Below are 19,548 nucleotides of genomic sequence, written 5' to 3'. Positions count from 1 at the left end.
CGTCCGAGCTCAGGGCGCCGGGCGGGTGCCGTGCGCCTTCTCCTCAAGGCTTCCTCGTACGGCGCGCCTGGGGATCCGACCAATGGGACCCGCTTTCGGCCGAAGGTCCCGGGCCCGGCGCGCGGTTGGTCCCGCGGCCGGGAGCCGGTGGACGGTTCAGTCGTGCGGTACGACGGCGACCGGGCCGTGGGCGTGGTGGAGCACGGACTGGGCCACCGGCCCCAGCCGGGGCCCGGCCATCGGATGCTTGGGAGCCCGTCGGCCGAGGACGACCAGCGAGGCGGTGCGGGAGGCCTCCACGAGCATCCTGCTCGCGCTCCAGGCACACACCTCTGCCTCGGTACGGACCGTGGGGAACTTGTCCTGCCAGCGTGTCAGGGCGTCCTGCAGCCGCACCTGTTCGGCGGCCGCCAGGGACTCCCTGATCTCCCGTTGGTCCACCGGCGCCGCCGTCGCGTACGGGCCGCGGAAGGTGTCCCGGCTCTCCATCACCCGTAGGGCGGCGCCGGTGCCGGCCGCGTGCTGGAAGGCGAAGGCGAGCACCGTGTCGCACGGCCGGTCGCCCTCGACGCCCACGACGACGGCTCCGGGCGCCGCGGTCGGTCCGTCCGTCCTGGTTCCTTCGTCCGAGCCGGCGCGGACCAGCACCACCGGGCAGTCTGCGCGGGCGGCGGCGCGCAACCCGACCGATCCGACCAGGAGGTCGGCGAAGCCGCCCAGGCCGCGCGAGCCCAGGACCAGCATCGTGGCCCGTCGGGTGGTGGCGGCCAGTGAGTAGGCCGGGTTCCCGGGGATGATCTCGCAGGAGAGCGCCAGTTCGGGGAGCTCGGCCGTGATCCGGTCCCGGATCGCGGCCACCGGGCCCGGCAGCGCGCTGCCGCCGCCGAGGTCGCGGTCGAGCGCGTCCACCTCGCCGCCGGCGACATGGACCATCCGCAGCGCGAGCCCGTTCCGGCGGGCCTCAAGGGCAGCCCACTCGGCCGCCGCCGCACTCTGTGCCGAGCCGTCGATCCCCACCACCACGCTGTGCGACATCTCTGTGACCTCCCTGGTCGGCGGAGGACCGCGACACCCGTAGGCGCGGTCCCGTCCGGCGACCAGACTCCCGCCGTTCCGGCGGTCGGCCACAGGGGCCGAGCAGCCCCACCTCGGTGCCGAAGGTCCCGGGACCCGGTGGCCGTCTGCGAGAATCGGCCGCGACTTCGGCGATGAGGAGGGGCCCGTGAGCGGAGAGACGGTGCGGTCACGGATGCCGCAGCTCCGGCTGGACGAGCTGTTGGAGGAGCTCCAGGCGCGGATCGACGCGGCCCGGGGCACCCGGGACCGGGTGCACAGCCTGCTGGAGGCGGTGCTGTCGGTCGGCCGGGAGCTGGATCTGACGCAGGTGCTGCGGCGGATCGTGGAGGCGGCGGCGGTCCTGGTGGACGCCCGGTACGCGGCGCTCGGGGTGATCGGGCCGGACGGGGAGACGCTGTCGCAGTTCCTCACGGTGGGCCTGTCGGAGGAGGAGATAGCCCGGATCGGCCCGTACCCGACCGGGCGGGGCCTGCTGGGCGAGCTGATCCGCCACCCGGAGCCGCTGCGCCTGGAAGACCTGTCCGCGCACCCCTCGTCGTTCGGCTGCCCTGCGCACCACCCCGTGATGCGGAGCTTCCTGGGCGTACCGGTGCGCGTGCGCGAGGAGGTCTTCGGGAACCTCTACCTGACCGACAAGCAGGGCGGCGAGGAGTTCGACGCCGACGACGAAGCGGTGATCTCCACGCTGGCCGTGGCCGCCGGGGTGGCGATCGACAACGCCCGGCTGTACGAGGAGGCCCAGCGCCAGCAGCGCTGGCTGAGCGCGAGCGGGGAGATCACCCGCGCCCTGCTGTCCGGCGGATCCCGCTCCGAGGTGCTGGAGCTGATCGCCCAGCGGGCACGGGAGATCACCGGTGCCGACCTGGCCGACGTCTCCGTGCCGGTGGACGGGACCGGCACGGTGCGGGTGGAGCTGGCGCTGGGCGGGGACACGGGCGCCCGTGCGGGCCTGGTGGTGCCGCTGGAGGGGTCGCTGTCGGGTGCGGCCTGCGCCTCGGGGGTGCCGGTGACCACGGCGGACCTGGCCGGTGATCCCCGGCTCTCCGCCGGGCCGAGCCGCTTCGCCGGGCTCGGACCGGCGGTCGCGGTCCCACTGGGCCGGGCCGAGGGGCAGATCGACGGCGTGCTGCTGCTGGCCAGGGAGGCAGGCCGGCCCGAGTTCACCGACCGGGAGATCGGCCCGCTGCTGGGCTTCGCCGACCAGGCCGCGCTGGCCCTGGAGCTGGCGGAACGCCGCCGCGACGTCGAGCAGCTGGCGATGCTGGAGGACCGCGACCGGATCGCCCGCGACCTGCACGACCTGGCCATCCAGCGGCTGTTCGCCACGGGGATGACACTGCAGAGCGCGGCCAGGGTCATCGACCATCCCGGCGCCTCGGACCGGGTGCTGCGTGCGGTGGGGGACCTGGACGAGACCATCAAGATCATCAGGTCGACGATCTTCGGCCTCCGGGCGCGGGAGGAGAAGGGCGGCCAGGGCCTGCGGTCGCGCGTGGTGCGAGTGACCGAGGAGGCGCAGGCGGCGCTGGGTTTCCCGCCCAGGCTGAGCATGGAGGGTCTGCTCGACACGGACGTGCCCACGGAGGTGGCCGACCACGTGGTGGCGGTTCTGGGAGAGGCGCTGAGCAACGCGGCCCGGCACGCCCGGGCCGGACGGGTCGAGGTGGTGCTGCAGGCGACCGGGTCGCGGGTGGTGCTCACGGTGCAGGACGACGGTGTGGGCACCCCGGAGCAGGGGCGGCGCAGCGGGCTGCGCAACCTCGCGGAGCGGGCCGAGACCCTGGGGGGCGTTTTCGAGCTGGCCTCTCCGGAGCCCGGCGGCACCAGGTTGTCCTGGTCGGTGCCGTTGCAACACTGACCCGGCCTCTCGGCACCGCGTTCGTCGTGTCGTCCATCGGCTGGAGGCGGTGATCCGGTCAGCGTCGGACCAGGCTGGTCGGCGGGAACAGGCGGCCGCTCACCAGCTCGGGAAGGATGCGGACGGTGACCGTGTCGGTCGGACCGGTTGCCGACCGGTCGGGTGCGACGTCGGCGCGACCGAGGACGGTCACGCTCCAGCCGGTGCCGTCTGCTGCGTCGAGCTCCCCGGCCTCGAAGGCCACCAGCGCGCCGGAGACCGCTCGGACCAGCTCGGAACCGGCGGTGGCGCTCAGCAGCACGCTGCCGTCGGCGCCGATCCTGTACTGGGCGGGTTGAACGGCGGGCAGGGCACCGAGGGTGTAGACGACCCGGCCGACCGAGAGGCCGGCGAGGAGCCGTCGGCACTCTCGCCCGTCCAGTGGCGTGGTGTCAGGTGTCATGGCATCGATGGTGTCGCCGCATCGGGCACCGGGGGAGGGGTCGTTGGTCCCCGGCGAGGATGCCGACCGGACCTGGTCGGTGGGGCCGGTGTCCCGGGCGGCCGGTTCAGCGGCCGGGCCGACCGGTCGGCTGCCCGTGGGTGGCCAGGGTCTGGGTGGCGATCAGGGCGGCCTGGACGCGCCGCTCCACGCCGAGTTTGGCCAGCAGACGGGAGATGTGGTTCTTGACGGTCTTCTCGGCGAGGTAGAGCCGCTGGCCGATCTGGCGGTTGGTGAGTCCCTCGCCGACCAGAGCGAGGACCTCCCGCTCGCGTTCGGTGAGCTGGGGCAGGTAGGAGCTCTGTTCGGCGACGGCGTCGCCGCGCAGGCGGGCCATCAGCCGGGTGGCGGCGCCGGGGTCGAGCATCGACTGGCCGGAGGCGACCGTGCGCACGGCGGAGACCAGGTCGGTTCCGCTGATCTGCTTGAGGACGTAGCCGGCAGCCCCGGCCATGATGGCGTCCAGGAGGGCCTCCTCGTCGTCGAACGAGGTGAGGATCAGACAGATCAGTTCGGGCATCCGGGAACGCAGTTCGCGGCAGACCGTCACGCCGTCGCCGTCCGGCAGCCGCATGTCGAGGATCGCGACGTCGGGGCGGAGCGCGGGGACACGGGCGAGCGCCTGCTCGACAGTGGCGGCCTCGCCGATCACCTGGAGGTCCGGCTCGGCGTCCAGCAGGTCGTGTACGCCGCGGCGGACCACCTCGTGGTCGTCCAGCAGGAACACCTTCACTGAGCCGCTCGTCCCAGCCGCTGGACTCTCCGTCATCACCGCTCCAACCCCGTGGGCCCGCTCTGGTGGCAGGCTGCATGAACCTCCGCGAAGTCTGGCGTGACCGGGGGCGGTTTCGCTAGGGCCGTCCGGCCCCCATTTCGTCCGGGACACCGGAGGCAGGACGAGGGCAGACGGGCGAAGCGAGGAGCGCGGGATCCGGTGCGTCACACGGCGGCCTCGTCGGACACCGAGGGGGCCAGGGGGCTCCGCCGGGTGACCGGCGGGACCGGCAGGCGTCGCGGTGTGGGGAAGCCGGCCGGCCCGTGGCCGACGCGCAGCAGCATCTGGGGCGTGCAGCGGTGCGGGAGCACGGCCGCTGCGCGGGCCCGCAGGTCGGGCCATTCCATGGCCTGGTGGAACAGGGAGGCACGGAGGCCTCGCAGGGTGAGCAGCAGCAGCGCGTGCTGCAGCGCCTGGCCCGCGCGCAGCCAGTCCGCCCGGCCGTCGTGGCGGGTCGTCAGCAGAAGGAGTTGTGGCTCGGACTCGTACGCGACCGGTGCGGCGCACGCGGCGGCGACGACGGCCCGTGCGATGTCACCGGTGGTGTCGGGTCGGTCTGGCACGGTCTTCCTTTCGGGGGCGGAGCCGGTTGGAGGAGGGGGAACCGTGCTGTCGTGTCCGCTCAGCCGTGATGGTGGCCGCGCGGGGCGCGGCCGCTCCACACGGGCTCCAACCGGGCCCAGGACCGCGTCCATGCCCGGTCGGCCCGACGGTCGAGGGCGCTCAGCCTCGCGCAGAGCCCGGCGGAGGCCAGAACGCCGAGCAGACCGAAGACGAACAGGCCCAGGCATACGGCGCCGAACACGAGGTCGACGGTGCTCGGGGGCGCGGCGGCCGGGCGGCCGTTCTGGTCGACCCAGATACCGACGGTGGCACCGGGCCTGGTGGTCCGGGGGACGTCGATGCTGCCGGTGTTGCGCTGGTCGCCGGGGTAGGTCCAGGCCGCGTCGGCGCGATAGACGGCCTTCCCCTCGACGACGGTGGCCTCCGCCTTCCGGATGGAGCCCTGCACCAGGGCGTCGACGCGGTGCAGACGGGTGGCCGTGGCCGCGGCCTGTCGCTGGCCGGCGGTGAGATGGATGGCGGCGGTCCCGGCCCCGAGGAGTGCCGCGAGCGCGACCCCGAGGGCGGTGAGCACCACCGCCCGGCTCCGGGCCCGGTCGAGGGCACGGCCGAGCGGATTGCGCTCCCTGCCGAGAGCCCGGCGCAGGTGGCCGCACGGCGGCGCGGGCGGGCTGTCGGGCCGGGCGGGGCGGTGGGTGCTGGCCACGGTGGTGCTCCTTGTCGCTGCTCGGGTGGGCGCTGGCGAGGGGTGTGCACGGCTCACGGGTGGGGGACCACGACGACCGGGGCGGCGCAGTGGTGCAGCACGGCGTGGGTCACCGGGCCGAGGCGCGGCCCCAGGCGGTGACGGTGCTCCCATCGGCCGACGACGACGAGGTCGGCACGGGTGGAGGCCTCCAGCAGGGCCCGGGCGCCGCCGCCGAGGCGGATGTCTTCGACGATGTCGATGCCGGGGTGCTTCGCCCTCAGGCCGGTGAGGACCGGGGAGATCAGGGCCGTTTCGGCGGCCTCCTGCTCCACCGGGTCCACCTGGGGCGGCATCAGGCCCCCGTAGGCCCAGGCGGGCACCAGGTCCCACCCGTGCACGACGCGCAGCCGGCAGCCGCGCAGCTCCGCCTCGGCGACGGCGAACTCGACGACGGTGTCGCCGGGTTCACGGCCGTCGAGACCGACCAGCACCTCCCGGGTCGTATCGACGGCCGCGGGCCGTTCGGCGGGTGCCTGTCCGGAGCGGACCAGCACCGTCGGGATGGACGTGCCCGCTGCGACCGCGAGTCCCACCGAACCGACCAGGAGGCCGGCGAACCCGCCGAGCCCGCGGGACCCGAGCACCAGCAGTTCCTGCCCCTTCGCCGCGGCGATCAGCCCGTCGACGGGATCGTCCGAGATCACTGCGGCGTCCACCGGCAGGTCCGGGTGGTCGTGCCGGATCCGGTCGCCGATCCCGCGAAGCGCGTCCAACGCCCTCGGCCGCAGGTCGCCGGGCCGGGAGACGTTCTCGTTCCCGGCGTCAAGCCACGGCCAGGCGTGCAGCAGCCGGAGCGCGCAGCCGCGGCGGCGGGCCTCCGCGGCCGCCCACAGGGCGGCGGCCTCGCTCTGCGGCGATCCGTCGATTCCGATCAGGACACAGCGCGTCATGGTGGTTTCCCCCTCGTGAGATCAAGGCATCGGGCGCGGACGGCCGCCGCCCGGCATGCCATCGAATCTCCCGTCCGGGCGCCGGGCGTGAGAAGGGACCGAAGGGACTGGCCGCTGGGCCGGTGGTCCCGGTCACGACAGCGGTGGTCCCGGTCGCGAGGAGCGGCGGGCCGTGCGCCCGGGTGCGGTACCTCCTGGTGTCGACCGCGACGGGACGGGGCCGGGCCCCGGTGGTCCCGGTCCGGGCCGGGACCACCGGGCGGGCGGACCGGGACCGCGGGCACGGGGGAAGGGGACCGTCGGCCCCTGGGGCGGAGCCGCCCGGCGGACCGAGGATCTTCCTCGGCGAGCGGTGGGCAAGGCGGCCGCCCGCCCCGGACTTCCACTCTGACCGAGGAGCACCCTCATGCCCGCACCGGACCACTCGGATCGACGAGCCGCCGCGGCGGCCCCGCGGCAACGGAGAACCGACACACGCTTCGGGTTGCCCGCCGCGACCGCGCTGGTCGTCGGCAGCATCATCGGGACGGGGGTGTTCGCCCTGCCGTCCGCGCTCGCCCCCTACGGGCCGATCGCCCTGGTGGCGTTCGTCGCCGTGACCGTCGGCGCCCTCGCGCTGGCGGTGGTGTTCGGGCGGCTGTCCGAGCGGGTGCCGGGCAGCGGCGGCCCGTACGTCTACGCCCGGGAGGCATTCGGCGAGTTCGCCGGCTTCCTGACCGCCTGGTCCTACTGGATCACCGCCTGGGCGGGCAACGCGGCCATCGCGGTGGCCTGGGTCGGTTACGTCGAGGTGTTCGCCAACAAGGGCCACCACACCTGGGCCTCGATCACGATCGCGCTGGCCGGGCTCTGGCTGCCCGCGGCCGTCAACCTGACGGGCGTGCGGAACATCGGCGCCTTCCAGGTGGTCACCACCGTCCTGAAGTTCCTGCCGCTGGGCTTCATGGCGACCGCCGGACTGCTGTTCGTCAAGTCCGGTAACTTCGGGGCCTTCAACGCGAGCGGGGGGTCGGCTCTCGGCGCCGTCTCGGCGGCGGGCGCCATCGCCCTGTTCAGCTACATCGGCCTGGAGACCGCCTCGGTCGCCGCCGGCCGGGTTCGGGACCCGAAGCGCAACGTGCCCCGGGCGACCGTCTACGGCACGCTGGCATGCGCGGCGATCTACCTGCTCGGCACCCTGGCCGTCTTCGGCACCGTCCCGCACGCCCAACTCGCGGGCTCCACGGCACCGTTCACCGACGCGTTCAACACCATCGCCGGCGGCACCTGGGCCGGGAACCTGGTCGCCGCCGCCGCGATCGTCTCCGGCCTCGGCGCACTCAACGGCTGGACGCTGATCTGCGCCGAGATGCCGCTCGCCGCGGCCCGGGACGGACTGTTCCCGTCCGCCTTCGCCAAGGTCCGGGGACAGGGCGGCCAGGTGCCCGTCTTCGGCATCGTGTCGGCCACCCTGCTCGCCTCGCTGCTCACCGTGGTCAGTTACACGCAGTTCACCAAGGTCTTCACCGAGATCGTGCTGCTGAGCGTGCTGACCGCCGTCATCCCCTACCTGGTGTCCGCGGCCGCCCAGCTGCTCTGGCTGGTGCAGCACGGCCGCGCCGAGCTCCACCGGCGGCGCCTGGCCCGGGACGTCACCGTGACCGTCCTCGCCCTGGTGTTCTCCTACTGGTCGATCCAGGGCAGCGGCTACCAGACCGTCTACTACGGCTTGTTCACCATCCTGCTCGGCATCCCGGTCTACATCTGGCTCAAGAGGGAGCGGAGCGGGAGCGCCACGGCCCCGGTGGCGCCCTCCGGCCCCGGCACGGCCGCCCCCGCACCGGTGGCCCACCCGGCCCGCACCGCCCACCCCGTCGGCCTGCCGACGATCATCCTCCGCGCCCTGCGCCCGCGGCACCAGCACTGAGAACAAGGAGCACCACCGATGAGCACCCTGCGTGTCGATTCCGAAGCCGGCCGCCTGCGCCAGGTCATCCTGCACCGCCCCGGCCTCGAACTCGCCCGGCTCACCCCCCGCAACGTCGACGATCTGCTGTTCGACGACATCCTGTGGGCCAAGCGGGCCCGCGAGGAGCACGACGCCTTCGCCCAGGTGCTGCGCGACCACGGCGTCCGCGTCCACCACTACGCCGATCTGCTCGGCGAGACCCTCGCCCTGCCGCCGGCCCGGGCCTGGCTGCTCGGCCAGATCGTCACCGAGGCCACCGTCGGTCCTGCCCTGGTCGACCCGGTCCGGGCACTGTGCGAGGACCTCGACGGCCCGACCCTCGCCGAGTACCTGATCGGCGGCGTCCTCAAGGACGACCTGCCGCTGAAGAGCCCGCACAGCCTGGTCTGGAGCGCGCTGGGGGAGCAGGACTTCGCCCTGCCGCCGCTTCCCAACCACCTCTTCCCGCGCGACAACTCCTGCTGGATCGGCGGGCGTTACAGCCTCAACCCGATGGCCCGCCCGGCCCGTCACCGGGAGACCCTGCACACCGCGGCGATCTACCGTTTCCACCCGCTGTTCGCCGAAACCGCGCCCCCGCTGCTGGACGGCACCGTCCAGACCCCGGGCACCACCCTGGAAGGCGGCGACGTCCACGTCCTCGCCGAGGGCGTCGTAATGGTCGGGATGGGTGAGCGCACCACCCCGCAGGCCGTGGAGACCCTCGCCCGGCAGCTGTTCCTGACCGGCACCGCGCACCGGCTGATCGCCGTCCGGCTGCCCGAGAGCCGCGCCTTCATGCACCTGGACACCGTTCTGACGATGATCGACCGGGACACCTTCGCCGCGTACCCGGGCCTCGCCGACCGGCTGCGCTCCTGGACCCTGACGCCCGCCCCGGAACGGCCAACCGGGTTCGACGTCCGCCCTGACGCCGACCTCGCCGCCTCGCTCGCCGAGGCCCTCGGGCTGGACAAGGTGCGCTTCCTCTCGGCCGAGCAGGACGTGCGCGCCGCCGAGCGCGAACAGTGGGACGACGGCAGCAACTTCCTCGCCCTCGAACCCGGCGTCGTCGTCGGCTACGAGCGCAACACCACCACCAACACCTACCTGCGCAAGCAGGGCGTCGAGATCGTCACCATCGCCGGATCCGAGCTCGGCCGGGGCCGTGGCGGCCCGCGCTGCATGAGCTGCCCCATCCAGCGCGACCCCGCCAACTGACCACCCTCACAGAGGAGAAGACGCCATGAGCATCGACCTGCACGGCCGCCACTACCTGGACGAATTCGACTTCACCGCCGCCGAGATCCACCACCTGCTCGACCTCGCCGCCGAGCTGAAGGCCGCGAAGCTGGCCGGCACCGAGAAGCCCCGGCTCACCGGCCGCCGCCTCGCGCTGATCTTCGAGAAGAACTCCACCCGCACCCGCTGCGCCTTCGAGGTCGCCGCCGCCGACCAGGGCGCCACCACCACCTACCTCGGCCCGGACAGCTCCCACATCGGCCACAAGGAGAGCGTCGCCGACACCGCCCGCGTCCTCGGCCGGATGTACGACGCCATCCAGTACCGCGGCTTCGACCAGGGGACCGTCACCAAACTCGCCCGCCACGCCGGAGTGCCGGTCTACAACGGCCTCACCGACGCCTGCCACCCCACCCAGAGCCTGTGCGACGTCTTCACGATGCGCGAGCACAGCGGCCGGCCGCTGGAGGAGATCTCCTTCTGCTACCTCGGCGACGCCCGGAACAACACCGCCAACTCGCTGATGGTGATGGGAAGCCTGCTGGGCATGGACGTCCGGATCGCCGCGCCGCGCGCATTGTGGCCGGAGCCGGAGCGCGTCGCCAGGTGTCGGGCGCTCGCGCTGGACAGTGGGGCCCGCCTGACCGTCACCGAGGACGTGACGCAGGCCGTACGCGGAGCCGACTACCTCTACACCGACGTGTGGGTCTCGATGGGTGAGGACCACGACCACTGGCCCGACCGCATAGCGCAGTTGCTGCCGTACCAGGTCAACGCCAGGACCCTCGCCGCGACCGGCAACCCGGACACGGCCTTCCTGCACTGCCTCCCAGCGCTGCACGACACCCGTACCGACCTCGGCGCCGAACTCGCCGCCCGGCACGGACTGGAGGGACTCGAAGTCACCGACGAAGTCTTCGAGTCGCCCGCCTCGCTGGTGTTCGACCAGGCCGAGAACCGCATGCACACCATCAAGGCGGTCCTGGTCGCCACCCTGGGGAGGGACTGACCGTGCGCATCGTCGCCGCCCTCGGCGGAAACGCCCTGCTCCAGCGGGGCGAACACCCGGACGCCGAGGTCCAGTTGCACCATGTCCACCAGGCGGCCCGCTCGCTCGCCGAGCTCGTCGAGGCCGGGCACGAGGTGGTGATCACCCACGGCAACGGTCCGCAGATCGGCCTGCTCGCCGTCGAGAGCGAGACCGACCCGGCCCTCACCGCGCCGTACCCGCTGGACGTGCTCGGCGCCCAGACCCAGGGCATGATCGGCACCCTGCTCGCCCGGGAACTGATGAACCGGCTCCCCGGACGGGAGGTCGCCGCCCTCGTCACCCACACCGAGGTCGACCGCCGCGACCCGGCGTTCACCCACCCCACCAAGTTCATCGGCCAGCAACTCAGCGCGCAGCAGGCAGAGACCCTGGAGCGCGAGCGCGGCTGGACCACCGCGCAGGACGGCGCCCACCGCCGCCGCGTCGTCCCCTCGCCCGAACCACGGGCGGTGCTCGAAGCGCCCCTCGTCCGTCGCCTGCTGGCCGGCGGAGCGGTGGTGATCTGCGGGGGCGGCGGGGGCGTCCCGGTCGTCCGTGACCGCGACACCGGCCTGCTCCGGGGAGCCGAGGCCGTCGTCGACAAGGACCTCACGGCCGCCCTCCTCGCCGAGCAGCTCGGCGCCGACGCCCTGCTGATCCTCACCGACGTCACGCACGTGTTCACCCGCTACGGCACCGCCCACCCCGGCCCGCTGGTGACCACCACACCCGAGCGCCTGCGCGCGCTGGACCTGCCCGAGGGCTCGATGCGGCCCAAGGCCGAGGCAGCCGCCGCGTTCGCGGAACGGACCGGAGGCCTGGCCGCCATCGGCCCGCTCGACAACGCCCTCGGCACCGTCCTGGGCACCACCGGGACCACCGTCCGTGCGGCCCTGAACGGCGGGGAGAAGGGCCCCAGGGCCTTGCCGGCGGGACGTCCGGCCGACGACGGTGCCGCCCGGCACCCGGCAGTCTGAAACCACCTCCGAAGGGCAGGACTCCTGATGAACCGTCTGCACACGCAGATCGCCCACGACATCCAGGTCGAGACCCGCGGCGCGGTGTCCCTCGCCGCGCCGGACTACGCCAAGGCGAAGCTGCTGGCCGTCGTCGAGCGGCAGCACGAGCCGGTGCTCGCGGCCAGGGTGAAGCTCACCCAGGAGAGCAATCACGCCGTCGTCAAGCCCGCCATCGCGCAAGCCGTGGTGGATCTCAACGGCCGCCCGGTCCGGGCCCACGTGGCGGCCGCGACCATGCAGGAGGCCGTCGACCTGCTCCAGGACCGGCTGACTCACCGGCTCGCCAGGGTGCACCGGCACCGCGACTCCCACCGCCACCACGCCCCGGCCGGCCTCGGAGCGTGGACCGAGGAGGGGGCCCGCGAGCACTGCCCGCACCGGCGCGGCCTTGCGCCGGAGGAACGGCGGATCGTGCGGCACAAGGCGTACAGCCTGCCCAGCCAGAGCGCCCGGGCCGCCGTGTTCGAGATGGAGGCCATGGACTACGACTTCCACCTGTTCACCGACGCCGCCACCGGCTGCGACAGCGTCGTCTACCGCGACGAGCACGCCGGCGGGCACCGCCTGGCCACGGCCGGGCCCGCCGGCGAGCCGGAACCGGGGCTCACCGTGAGCACTGCCGGGGTGCCGGAACTGGCGGTGGCCGAGGCGGTGTCGAGGCTCGACCTCACCGGGTTGCCGTTCGTCTTCTTCACCGACACCGCCACCGGGCGGGGCAACGTCCTCTACCACCGCTACGACGGCCACTACGGCCTCATCACGCCCGCGCGGTAGCGGGTGCGAAAGCCGGGAGGACCGGGCCGGGGACGGATGGCCGTCCCCGGCCCGGTCCTCCCGCGCTCCATGGCAGAGCCTCGGCATCAGTCGGAAGGGCGGTCCACCCCGGGGCCGGGGTCCAGTGGGCGCCGCAGCCCCGATGACCGACGAGGTGGCGGTGGACGGTCAGGAGATCGGCGTGGGTGCCGACGCAGGCACGGCCGGGGTCGAGCAGCAGGACCCGGTCGGCCCATTCGGCGGAGTTCGTTGTGCTGGGCGGAGGCACGGGCGGTGGCGGAATCGCCCCGTGCGGCCCGCGGCCGCCGGCGGTGGGCCGGGCCGCACGGGGCGGGAGAGAAGGCGGTGGGCCCCACGAAGGCGTGGGGCCCACCGCGGTGCGTGGTGTCCGGTCAGTCGTGCGGCACGACCGCGACCGGTGCCTGCGCGTGGTGCAGTACGGCGTGGGGGACCGGGCCGAGCCGCAGGCCGACGTGGTGCGGGCGCCGCCGGCGGCCGACCACCACGACGGAGGCGTCGGTGGAGGCGTCCACCAGTGCGGAGGAGCCGGTGCCGATCCGGCTGTCCTCGACCACCTCGACCTCCGGGAACTTCTCCCGCCAGCCGGTCAGCGCCTCGGTGAGCAGTTCGCCCTCGATCGCCCGGAACTGCTCCGCCTCGGCCAGCGGGGGCACGCTGGTGATGTAGGGCATCATCACCGTGGTCACGGTGGTGGTCGCGCGGACCTCGTCGGCGATGTCGTCGAAGCCGAGCTGGCCGAGCAACTCGTCCAGGACCTCCCGGCCGGTCGACTCCGCCATGGCCTTGCCGGTGTGCTCGCCCGGGGTGTCGATGAACAGCCCGTAGCCCCACAGGGTGAACACGTCCTCGGGCTGGCCGTCGAAGTGCGGCGGGCGAGGCACGACGATCGACATCAGCCACGGCGAGTCCTTGAAGGTCATGAGCGGAGCAGGAAGGCGGCGGCGGCGAGCGAGGCGATCCCGCCTCCCACCAGGTAGGCCCGGGTCTCTCTGGTGCTGTCGATCATGTTCCGTCCAGGGTGTCGGGGAGCGGCGTCGTGCGGCGCGCCTGTACCAGTCGGCAGGCTCCGCCAGCCTCCGTCCTCGGCGGGCGCCGGCCGAGGGCCGGGCAGCCCGGGAACGCAGGGCCACAGGTCCTGTCCGGCCGGTCCCGACGTGCCCCGACCGGCCCTGTGCGCCATCGCGTCCCGGCGGTGACGATGGGGCCGAGCGCGGCTGCCGGGTGCCGCGCCCGACGCCCCAGAGGAGATCCCAGCCATGTCCGTCCCCACCCCGCCTCCGGCGCCCGCAGCCCTCTCCGGCCAGGAGATCCAGGAGCTGGACGCGCACTGGCGGGCCGCCAACTACTTGGCGGTCGGCCAGATCTACCTGATGGCCAACCCGCTGCTGCGTGAGCCGCTGCGGCCCGAACACATCAAGCCCCGCCTGCTCGGCCACTGGGGCACCTCACCCGGCCTCAACCTGCTGCACACCCACCTCAACCGGATCGTGAAGCAGCGGGACCTGGACGCGATCTGCGTCTGGGGCCCGGGCCACGGCGGACCCGCCGTCCTCGCCAACTCCTGGCTGGAGGGCAGCTACAGCGAGACCTACCCGGACGTCAGCCGGGACGCCGAGGGCATGGCGAAGCTCTTCCGGCAGTTCTCGTTCCCCGGTGGAGTGCCCAGCCACGTCGCCCCCGAGACCCCGGGCTCGATCCACGAGGGCGGCGAACTCGGCTACGCGCTCTCCCACGCCTACGGCGCGGCCCTGGACAACCCCGGCCTGCTGGTGGCCTGCGTGATCGGCGACGGCGAGGCCGAGACCGGCCCGCTGGCGGCCTCCTGGCACGGCAACAAGTTCCTCGACCCGGTGCACGACGGCGCCGTCCTGCCGGTCCTCCACCTGAACGGCTACAAGATCGCCAACCCGACCGTCCTCGCCCGCCTGCCCGAGGACGAACTCGACGCCCTGCTGCGCGGCTACGGGCACGAACCCCTGTACGTGTCCGGGCAGGACCCGCTGGCGGTCCACCAGGCCATGGCCACTGCCCTGGACACCGCAGTGGAGAGGATCGCCGCGATCCAGCAGGCCGCCCGGGAAGACGGCGCCACCGGGCGACCCGCCTGGCCGATGATCGTGCTGCGCACCCCCAAGGGCTGGACCGGCCCGGCCCAGGTCGACGGCGTCCCCGTCGAGGGCACCTGGCGCGCCCACCAGGTGCCGCTGGACCGGGTCCGCGACAACCCCACCCACCTTGCCCAACTGGAAGCCTGGCTGCGCTCCTACCGGCCCGAGGAACTGTTCGACACCACCGGCCGCCCGGTGCCCGGGGTGCTCGCCTGCGTCCCCGACGGCACCCGCCGTCTGGGCGCCAACCCGCACACCAACGGCGGCCTCCTGCTGCGTGGCCTGCCGCTGGCTCCCCTGGAGCGCCACGCCGTACCCGTGGACAAGCCCGGCGCCACGCTGCACGAGCCCACTCGGATCCTCGGCGACCTCCTCGAACAGGTGATGGCCGCGACCGCCGAACGCCGCGACTTCCGCCTCGTCGGCCCCGACGAGACCGCCTCCAACCGCCTCCAGGCCGTCTACGCCGCCGCCGGCAAGGCCTGGCAGGCCGGTACCGTGCCCACCGACGAACACCTCGCCCACGACGGCCGGGTGATGGAGATCCTCTCCGAACACACCTGTCAGGGCTGGCTGGAGGGCTACCTCCTCACCGGACGGCACGGCCTGTTCTCCTGCCACGAGGCGTTCGTCCACATCGTCGACTCGATGGTCAACCAGCACATCAAGTGGCTGCGCACCACCCGGCAGATCCCTTGGCGCGCCCCCATCGCCTCGCTCAACTACCTGCTCACCTCCCACGCCTGGCGCCAGGACCACAACGGGTTCTCCCACCAGGACCCGGGCTTCGTCGACCACGTTCTGAACAAGAGCCCCGAGGCCGTGCGGGTCTACTTCCCGCCGGACGCCAACACCCTGCTCGTCACCGCCGACCACGTGCTGCGCAGCCGCGACTACGTCAACGTCGTGGTCGCCGGCAAGCAGCCCTGCTTCGACTGGCTCACCTTGGACGAGGCCCGCGTCCACTGCGCCCGCGGCGCCGGCGTCTGGGAGTGGGCCGGCACCGACGACGGCACCCGCGAACCGGACGTCGTCCTCGCCTGCGCCGGCGACGTCCCCACCCAGGAAGTGATCGCCGCGGCCGGCCTGCTCCGCCGCCATCTGCCGGACCTGGCGCTGCGGGTGGTGAATGTGGTCGACCTGGCCCGGCTGATGCCCGCCGAGGAGCACCCGCACGGGATGCCGGACACCGAGTTCGACGCGCTGTTCACCCGCGACAGGCCGGTCGTCTTCGCCTACCACGGCTACCCGTGGCTGATCCACCGGTTGGCCTACCGCCGTGCCGTCCACCCGCAGCTGCACGTGCGCGGGTATAAGGAGTCCGGCACCACCACCACGCCCTTCGACATGGTGGTCCGCAACGACCTGGACCGCTACCGCCTGGTCATGGACGTCATCGACCGCACCCCCGGCCTCGCCGTACGGGCGGCCGCCGTCCGGCAGCGGATGGCCGACCAGCGCGCCCGACACCACGACTGGATCCGCGAACACGGCACCGATCTGCCCGAGGTAGCAGACTGGACCTGGGGTTCCTGACCGAGGGTCAGGGGGCCGCCATCGAGGAGACAACCACCGAGGACCTGCCCGTCACCGTCGGCATCGACACCTCCGAGGCGAGCCTGGCGGCCGCAGACTGGGCCGCGTGCGAGGGCTGCTGCGCGGCCGACCGCTGCGCGTCCTGCACGCCCTGCTGCCTCTGATGCCCCACCCGCTGCCCGGTCGGACGGCAGGCCTGCCGCCGGACGGGGCGGCCTGCTGCACGAGGTTCGGCACATCCTCGCCGTGCGCCACCCCGGAGTGCTCCTCCACACCGAGGAGATCCAGGACGTCGCCACGTCGGCGCTCTGCACCGCCGCCGAGGACGCCGAACTACGACCAGGGACTGCTGATCCTGCAAGTGGTCGAGGCGTTCCCGGGGGCCGTCGGCCTCGGACAGCGGGTCCGTTCTCGGTCTCGCTCGACCCCGGCCCTCGCCCCCGGTGCCGACGGCCCCCGGCAGGCCAGGGCACGCGGCCGGTGCTGCCGGAGCGGCCCCGTCGGCCGGGCGAAGCCGTCGTCAGAGCCGGACAACGACGAGTGCGGCGTCGTCAGTGGCGCCGCCCGGCGGGAGCAGTTCGGTGAGGACTGCGTCGGCGATGGCGTCCGGGTCGTCGGAGCGGTGCCCGGCGAGCGCCCGGGCGAGGCGGTCCAGGCCGGTGTCGATGTCCTCGCGGCGGCGTTCGACCAGGCCGTCGGTGTAGAGGGCCAGTGTGTCGCCCTCGGCGAACCGGGTGACGGCCTCGGGCCGTGGCTGGTGCTCGGGACGGGCACCGAGCGGTGGGTCGGTGGCCCGGTCGAGGAGTTCGACGGTGCCGTCCCCGCGGAGCAGTGCGGGTGGGGGGTGACCGGCGCTGCTGTAGGTGATGGTGTGGCTGCCGGAGTCGATGAAGGCGGTCGCGGCGGTGGTGGACTCGGCACCCTCGACGGAACGGGCGTACAGTCCGAGCACTTCCAGGGCCTGCGCGGGGCCGACGGCGACCCGGGAGGCTGCGCTGAGGGCACTGCGGAGCTGACCCATGACGCCGGCGGCGGCGAGTCCGTGGCCGACCACGTCGCCGACGGCGACCGCGACCCGGCCGGCCGGGAGCTCGACGAGGTCGTACCAGTCCCCGCAGACGTTGAGCGCGCCCGCGGCGGGCCGGTAGCGGACCGCGGCACGGTGGCGCTCCAGCGGCCTGGGGGCGGGCAGCATGGCCTCCTGGAGCGCGAGCGCGACCTCGCGTTCGCGGGCGTGGGCCTCACGCAGGCGTTCGTTGACCTCCTGGAGCTCCCGGGCCCGGGTGTAGAGCTCGGCTTCCAGGACGCGGGCGCGGTTGCCCTCGGGCAGGCCGTGGGCGCGGATGAGCTGGGTGATCTCCTCGACCCGGTGGACCAGCAGCACCGTATGGCCCTCGCTGTCGAGCACGGGGGCGTTGACCGGGCTCCAGTACCGCTCCTCCCACTCGCCAGGCTGGGTGGTCGACTCGACGTCGTAGCGCTGCAGGGCCATGGTGTCGCGCTCGCCGGACGCCAGGACCCTGCGCAGGGACGCCTCCAGATTGCGGGCTCCGCTGGCGGCTGGGTCGTTCGGATTGTCGGGGAAGACGTCGAAGAGGTACCGCCCGATGAGCTGGTCGAGGGTGCGCCCGGACAGGTGCAGGAAGTCCTCGTTGGCGTCGGCGTACACCAGGTCGGGGGTGAGAAGGGCGACCATGCCGGGCAGGGCGTGGAACACCGCCCGGTAGTCGACGGCCTGGCCGGTCACGGCTCCCCCCGGGGCGCGGGTTCGCCGCGCACGACGACGACCGGGCAGCGCGCGTGGTGGACACAGTGCTGGCTGACCGAGCCGAGGAGCGCTTCGGTGAATCCGCCGTACCCGCGATTGCCCACGACGAGCAGCTGCGCGCCGTCGGCGGCCTTGAGGAGCGCCGCAGCGGGGTGGTCCTGGACGACGTGCTGTCGGATCTCGACCTGCGGCGCTTCGTCTGCGGCCTCCGAGACGGCCCCGGCCAGGGCCTGGCGCGCGTTGCCCGCGAAGTCGAAGGGCGGCACGACCGGCGCGGGCCATCCGTAGCCGACCGGGTACTGCCAGGCGATCACGGCGTCCACGGCGGCGCCGCCGAGCGCGGCCTGCCGCATCGCCCACGCCAGCGCGGCCCTGGACGCCGGTGAACCGTCCACCCCCACGACGATCCGAGCCGCTCGGCCGTCGTTCTCGCCCATCGCATGCCTCCGAGAGTTGTGCCGTCCCCACCGCCACCATCACCAATCCGTGGCTACCACGCCAGCCGGGAGGCGACCGTGCCGTGACGTGAAGGGAGCCACCTCCCGGGTGGGCGCCGATTGCGGACCCCTTTGCCGTTGCTCCTTCAGGAGCACCCGTGCGGTGATCTCCACCGGGGGTCTCCGTCAGGCCCCTCGGTGTGATGTCCCCGAGCGCTTCTCCCGGTGACCGGAAACGTTGCCGCTCCACCCGGAGAACGGCGGCTGCCAGGCGATGACCGCCTCCACCGCGGTGCCGCATGTTCTCGGTCTCCTTGGTCGGCCCCCACGCCGGTCTGTGACCTGCCAGGGCGGTACGTCCCCCGGACCGGCCGGCAGCGGGACTCAGTCGGATGCGGGTACGGTGACGACCGGGCAGTGGGCGCGGTGCAGCAGGCCGTGTGGGACGGAGCCGAGCCGCATTCCGGTGAACCCGCCCCGGCCACGCCGTCCGACGACGACGGCCAGTGCGTTCTCGGAGGCCTCGGCCAGCTCCTCGACGGGATGTCCGCGTACCACCTGGCGGGTGACGGTGACGCTGGGGCGGTTCGCTGTCCGCTCGGCTACCGCCTCGGAGAGCAGACGGCGGCATTTCTGGAGCGCGTTGACTTCGTCCGTGGACTCCAGGAGCGGCGGCTGCCATACCCACATCGCCCGCAGGTGCGCGTCACGCGCTGCGGCGGTCTCGAAGGCGTGCTCGACGGCGGCGTGGGAGGCCCGGCTGCCGTCGACTCCGACGACGAGGTACGGCGGCTGCTCGGCGTCGTTCCCGGGCCCCCGATGACCAGGACGTCACCGGGCACCAGCGTGGTCGCAGTCACCTGGCGACGTACTCCGTCGCGCACCACCGTCGCCTGCGCGGGCAGGAAGTCGGCGAGCGCCTCTACGGCCTGCTCGGCCTGTCGCTCCTGAACGAACGCGAGCAGCGCATTGAGCAGGATCACCGCCAGAATCGCTACTGCCAGCGCGAGAGCGCCGCTAAGAGCCGCAAGGAGTGCGGCGAACGCCAGCAGCAGCGCCAGCGGGTGGGTGAACTGCTGCGCCAGCTCCCGGGGCCAACGCCGTCCGCCGCGCCGCACGAGGGCATTGAGTCCGTAGACCGTCAGACGGCGGGCGGCGTCACGCTCCGTGAGGCCCTGCGGGGAGGTACGCAGATCGCGGAAGAGCAGGGCGAGTGGCTCGCGTGGGTCCGTGCTGCCACTCTCCCCGGCCTCCTGAGCCTGGCGGATCGTGTTCGCGGCCTCGGTGGGCATG

The 19,548-nt window shown here is 73.4% G+C and carries 19 protein-coding genes and 1 pseudogene; 7 read left to right on the top strand and 13 right to left on the bottom strand.

Annotated elements, in window-relative coordinates:
- Positions 1-156 precede the first annotated feature (156 nt).
- Positions 157-1,035 (bottom strand): universal stress protein, encoded by an 879-nt coding sequence (locus RMN57_RS01010; RefSeq protein ID WP_313761418.1) that lies wholly within the window; start codon positions 1,033-1,035, stop codon positions 157-159.
- A gap of 214 nt (positions 1,036-1,249) precedes the next feature.
- On the opposite strand from RMN57_RS01010, the gene RMN57_RS01005 reads away from it, so the two are divergent.
- Positions 1,250-2,935: a GAF domain-containing sensor histidine kinase gene (locus RMN57_RS01005; protein ID WP_313767679.1), complete on the top strand. Its 1,686-nt coding sequence runs from the start codon at positions 1,250-1,252 to the stop codon at positions 2,933-2,935.
- A 58-nt stretch (positions 2,936-2,993) separates the two neighbouring features.
- Here the strand turns inward: RMN57_RS01005 and RMN57_RS01000 are convergent, their stop codons facing one another.
- From RMN57_RS01000 to RMN57_RS00980, 5 genes are all read right to left on the bottom strand, one after another.
- Positions 2,994-3,377: a pyridoxamine 5'-phosphate oxidase family protein gene (locus tag RMN57_RS01000; RefSeq protein ID WP_313761417.1), complete on the bottom strand. Its 384-nt coding sequence runs from the start codon at positions 3,375-3,377 to the stop codon at positions 2,994-2,996.
- Positions 3,378-3,483: 106 nt separating this feature from the next.
- Positions 3,484-4,185, bottom strand: coding sequence for a response regulator transcription factor (locus RMN57_RS00995; RefSeq protein ID WP_313761416.1), 702 nt, complete (start codon positions 4,183-4,185; stop codon positions 3,484-3,486).
- 170 nt (positions 4,186-4,355) lie between these two features.
- Entirely contained in the window at positions 4,356-4,754 is a 399-nt protein-coding gene (locus tag RMN57_RS00990) for a hypothetical protein (protein ID WP_313761415.1), read from the bottom strand.
- 59 nt (positions 4,755-4,813) lie between these two features.
- Positions 4,814-5,461, bottom strand: a complete 648-nt coding sequence (locus tag RMN57_RS00985) for a hypothetical protein (RefSeq protein ID WP_313761414.1) — start codon at positions 5,459-5,461, stop codon at positions 4,814-4,816.
- Between the two features lie 53 nt (positions 5,462-5,514).
- Positions 5,515-6,393 carry a universal stress protein gene (locus RMN57_RS00980; RefSeq protein ID WP_313761413.1) on the bottom strand — a complete coding sequence of 293 codons (879 nt, stop codon included), beginning with the start codon at positions 6,391-6,393 and terminating at the stop codon, positions 5,515-5,517.
- Positions 6,394-6,799: 406 nt separating this feature from the next.
- On the opposite strand from RMN57_RS00980, the gene RMN57_RS00975 reads away from it, so the two are divergent.
- From RMN57_RS00975 to RMN57_RS00955, 5 genes are read left to right on the top strand one after another with little or no spacing between them, the layout of a single operon-like run.
- Positions 6,800-8,299, top strand: a complete 1,500-nt coding sequence (locus RMN57_RS00975; protein WP_380237174.1) for an amino acid permease — start codon at positions 6,800-6,802, stop codon at positions 8,297-8,299.
- An 18-nt stretch (positions 8,300-8,317) separates the two neighbouring features.
- Positions 8,318-9,541 (top strand): arginine deiminase, encoded by a 1,224-nt coding sequence (locus RMN57_RS00970; RefSeq protein ID WP_313761411.1) that lies wholly within the window; start codon positions 8,318-8,320, stop codon positions 9,539-9,541.
- Positions 9,542-9,566: 25 nt separating this feature from the next.
- Positions 9,567-10,571, top strand: a complete 1,005-nt coding sequence (gene argF / locus RMN57_RS00965; protein WP_313761410.1) for an ornithine carbamoyltransferase — start codon at positions 9,567-9,569, stop codon at positions 10,569-10,571.
- Positions 10,572-10,573: 2 nt separating this feature from the next.
- Positions 10,574-11,569: a carbamate kinase gene (locus RMN57_RS00960; RefSeq protein ID WP_313761409.1), complete on the top strand. Its 996-nt coding sequence runs from the start codon at positions 10,574-10,576 to the stop codon at positions 11,567-11,569.
- Positions 11,570-11,596: 27 nt separating this feature from the next.
- Positions 11,597-12,385 (top strand): HPF/RaiA family ribosome-associated protein, encoded by a 789-nt coding sequence (locus RMN57_RS00955; protein WP_313761408.1) that lies wholly within the window; start codon positions 11,597-11,599, stop codon positions 12,383-12,385.
- A gap of 392 nt (positions 12,386-12,777) precedes the next feature.
- Here the strand turns inward: RMN57_RS00955 and RMN57_RS00950 are convergent, their stop codons facing one another.
- On the bottom strand, positions 12,778-13,326 hold the full coding sequence (locus RMN57_RS00950) for an oleate hydratase (RefSeq protein ID WP_313761407.1): 549 nt from the start codon (positions 13,324-13,326) through the stop codon (positions 12,778-12,780).
- Positions 13,323-13,412, bottom strand: a complete 90-nt coding sequence (locus RMN57_RS00945) for an oleate hydratase (RefSeq protein WP_313761406.1) — start codon at positions 13,410-13,412, stop codon at positions 13,323-13,325. The genes RMN57_RS00950 and RMN57_RS00945 overlap by 4 nt, the downstream gene beginning before the upstream one ends.
- Before the next feature lie 250 nt (positions 13,413-13,662).
- Here RMN57_RS00945 and RMN57_RS00940 point away from each other — a divergent pair, with 250 nt between their 5' ends.
- Positions 13,663-16,050: a phosphoketolase family protein gene (locus RMN57_RS00940; RefSeq protein ID WP_313761405.1), complete on the top strand. Its 2,388-nt coding sequence runs from the start codon at positions 13,663-13,665 to the stop codon at positions 16,048-16,050.
- Between the two features lie 7 nt (positions 16,051-16,057).
- On the opposite strand, the gene RMN57_RS00935 is transcribed toward RMN57_RS00940, so the two are convergent.
- The 5 genes and pseudogenes from RMN57_RS00935 to RMN57_RS00915 all read right to left on the bottom strand — a co-directional run bounded on the left by RMN57_RS00935 (position 16,058) and on the right by RMN57_RS00915 (position 19,547).
- A complete protein-coding gene (locus RMN57_RS00935; RefSeq protein ID WP_313761404.1) occupies positions 16,058-16,222 on the bottom strand; it encodes a hypothetical protein in 165 nt (54 codons plus the stop codon).
- Between the two features lie 348 nt (positions 16,223-16,570).
- On the bottom strand, positions 16,571-17,797 hold the full coding sequence (locus RMN57_RS00930) for a SpoIIE family protein phosphatase (protein ID WP_313761403.1): 1,227 nt from the start codon (positions 17,795-17,797) through the stop codon (positions 16,571-16,573).
- The gene (locus RMN57_RS00925; RefSeq protein WP_313761402.1) at positions 17,794-18,255 is read right to left on the bottom strand and encodes a universal stress protein; all 462 of its coding nucleotides are present in this window, start codon (positions 18,253-18,255) and stop codon (positions 17,794-17,796) included. Before RMN57_RS00925 ends, RMN57_RS00930 begins: the two co-directional genes overlap by 4 nt.
- A gap of 384 nt (positions 18,256-18,639) precedes the next feature.
- Positions 18,640-18,975, bottom strand: a pseudogene (locus RMN57_RS00920) (universal stress protein); the annotation flags it as partial.
- Entirely contained in the window at positions 18,858-19,547 is a 690-nt protein-coding gene (locus RMN57_RS00915; protein WP_313761401.1) for a cation-transporting P-type ATPase, read from the bottom strand. The pseudogene RMN57_RS00920 and the gene RMN57_RS00915, both read right to left, overlap by 118 nt.
- Position 19,548: the final 1 nt, after the last annotated feature.

It is taken from the genome of Kitasatospora sp. CM 4170, assembly GCF_032110285.1.
GTDB classification, from domain to species: domain Bacteria; phylum Actinomycetota; class Actinomycetes; order Streptomycetales; family Streptomycetaceae; genus Kitasatospora; species Kitasatospora aburaviensis.
The sequence above is the reverse complement of the archived record's forward strand: the minus strand, read 5'-3'. Positions and strand labels throughout refer to the sequence as shown.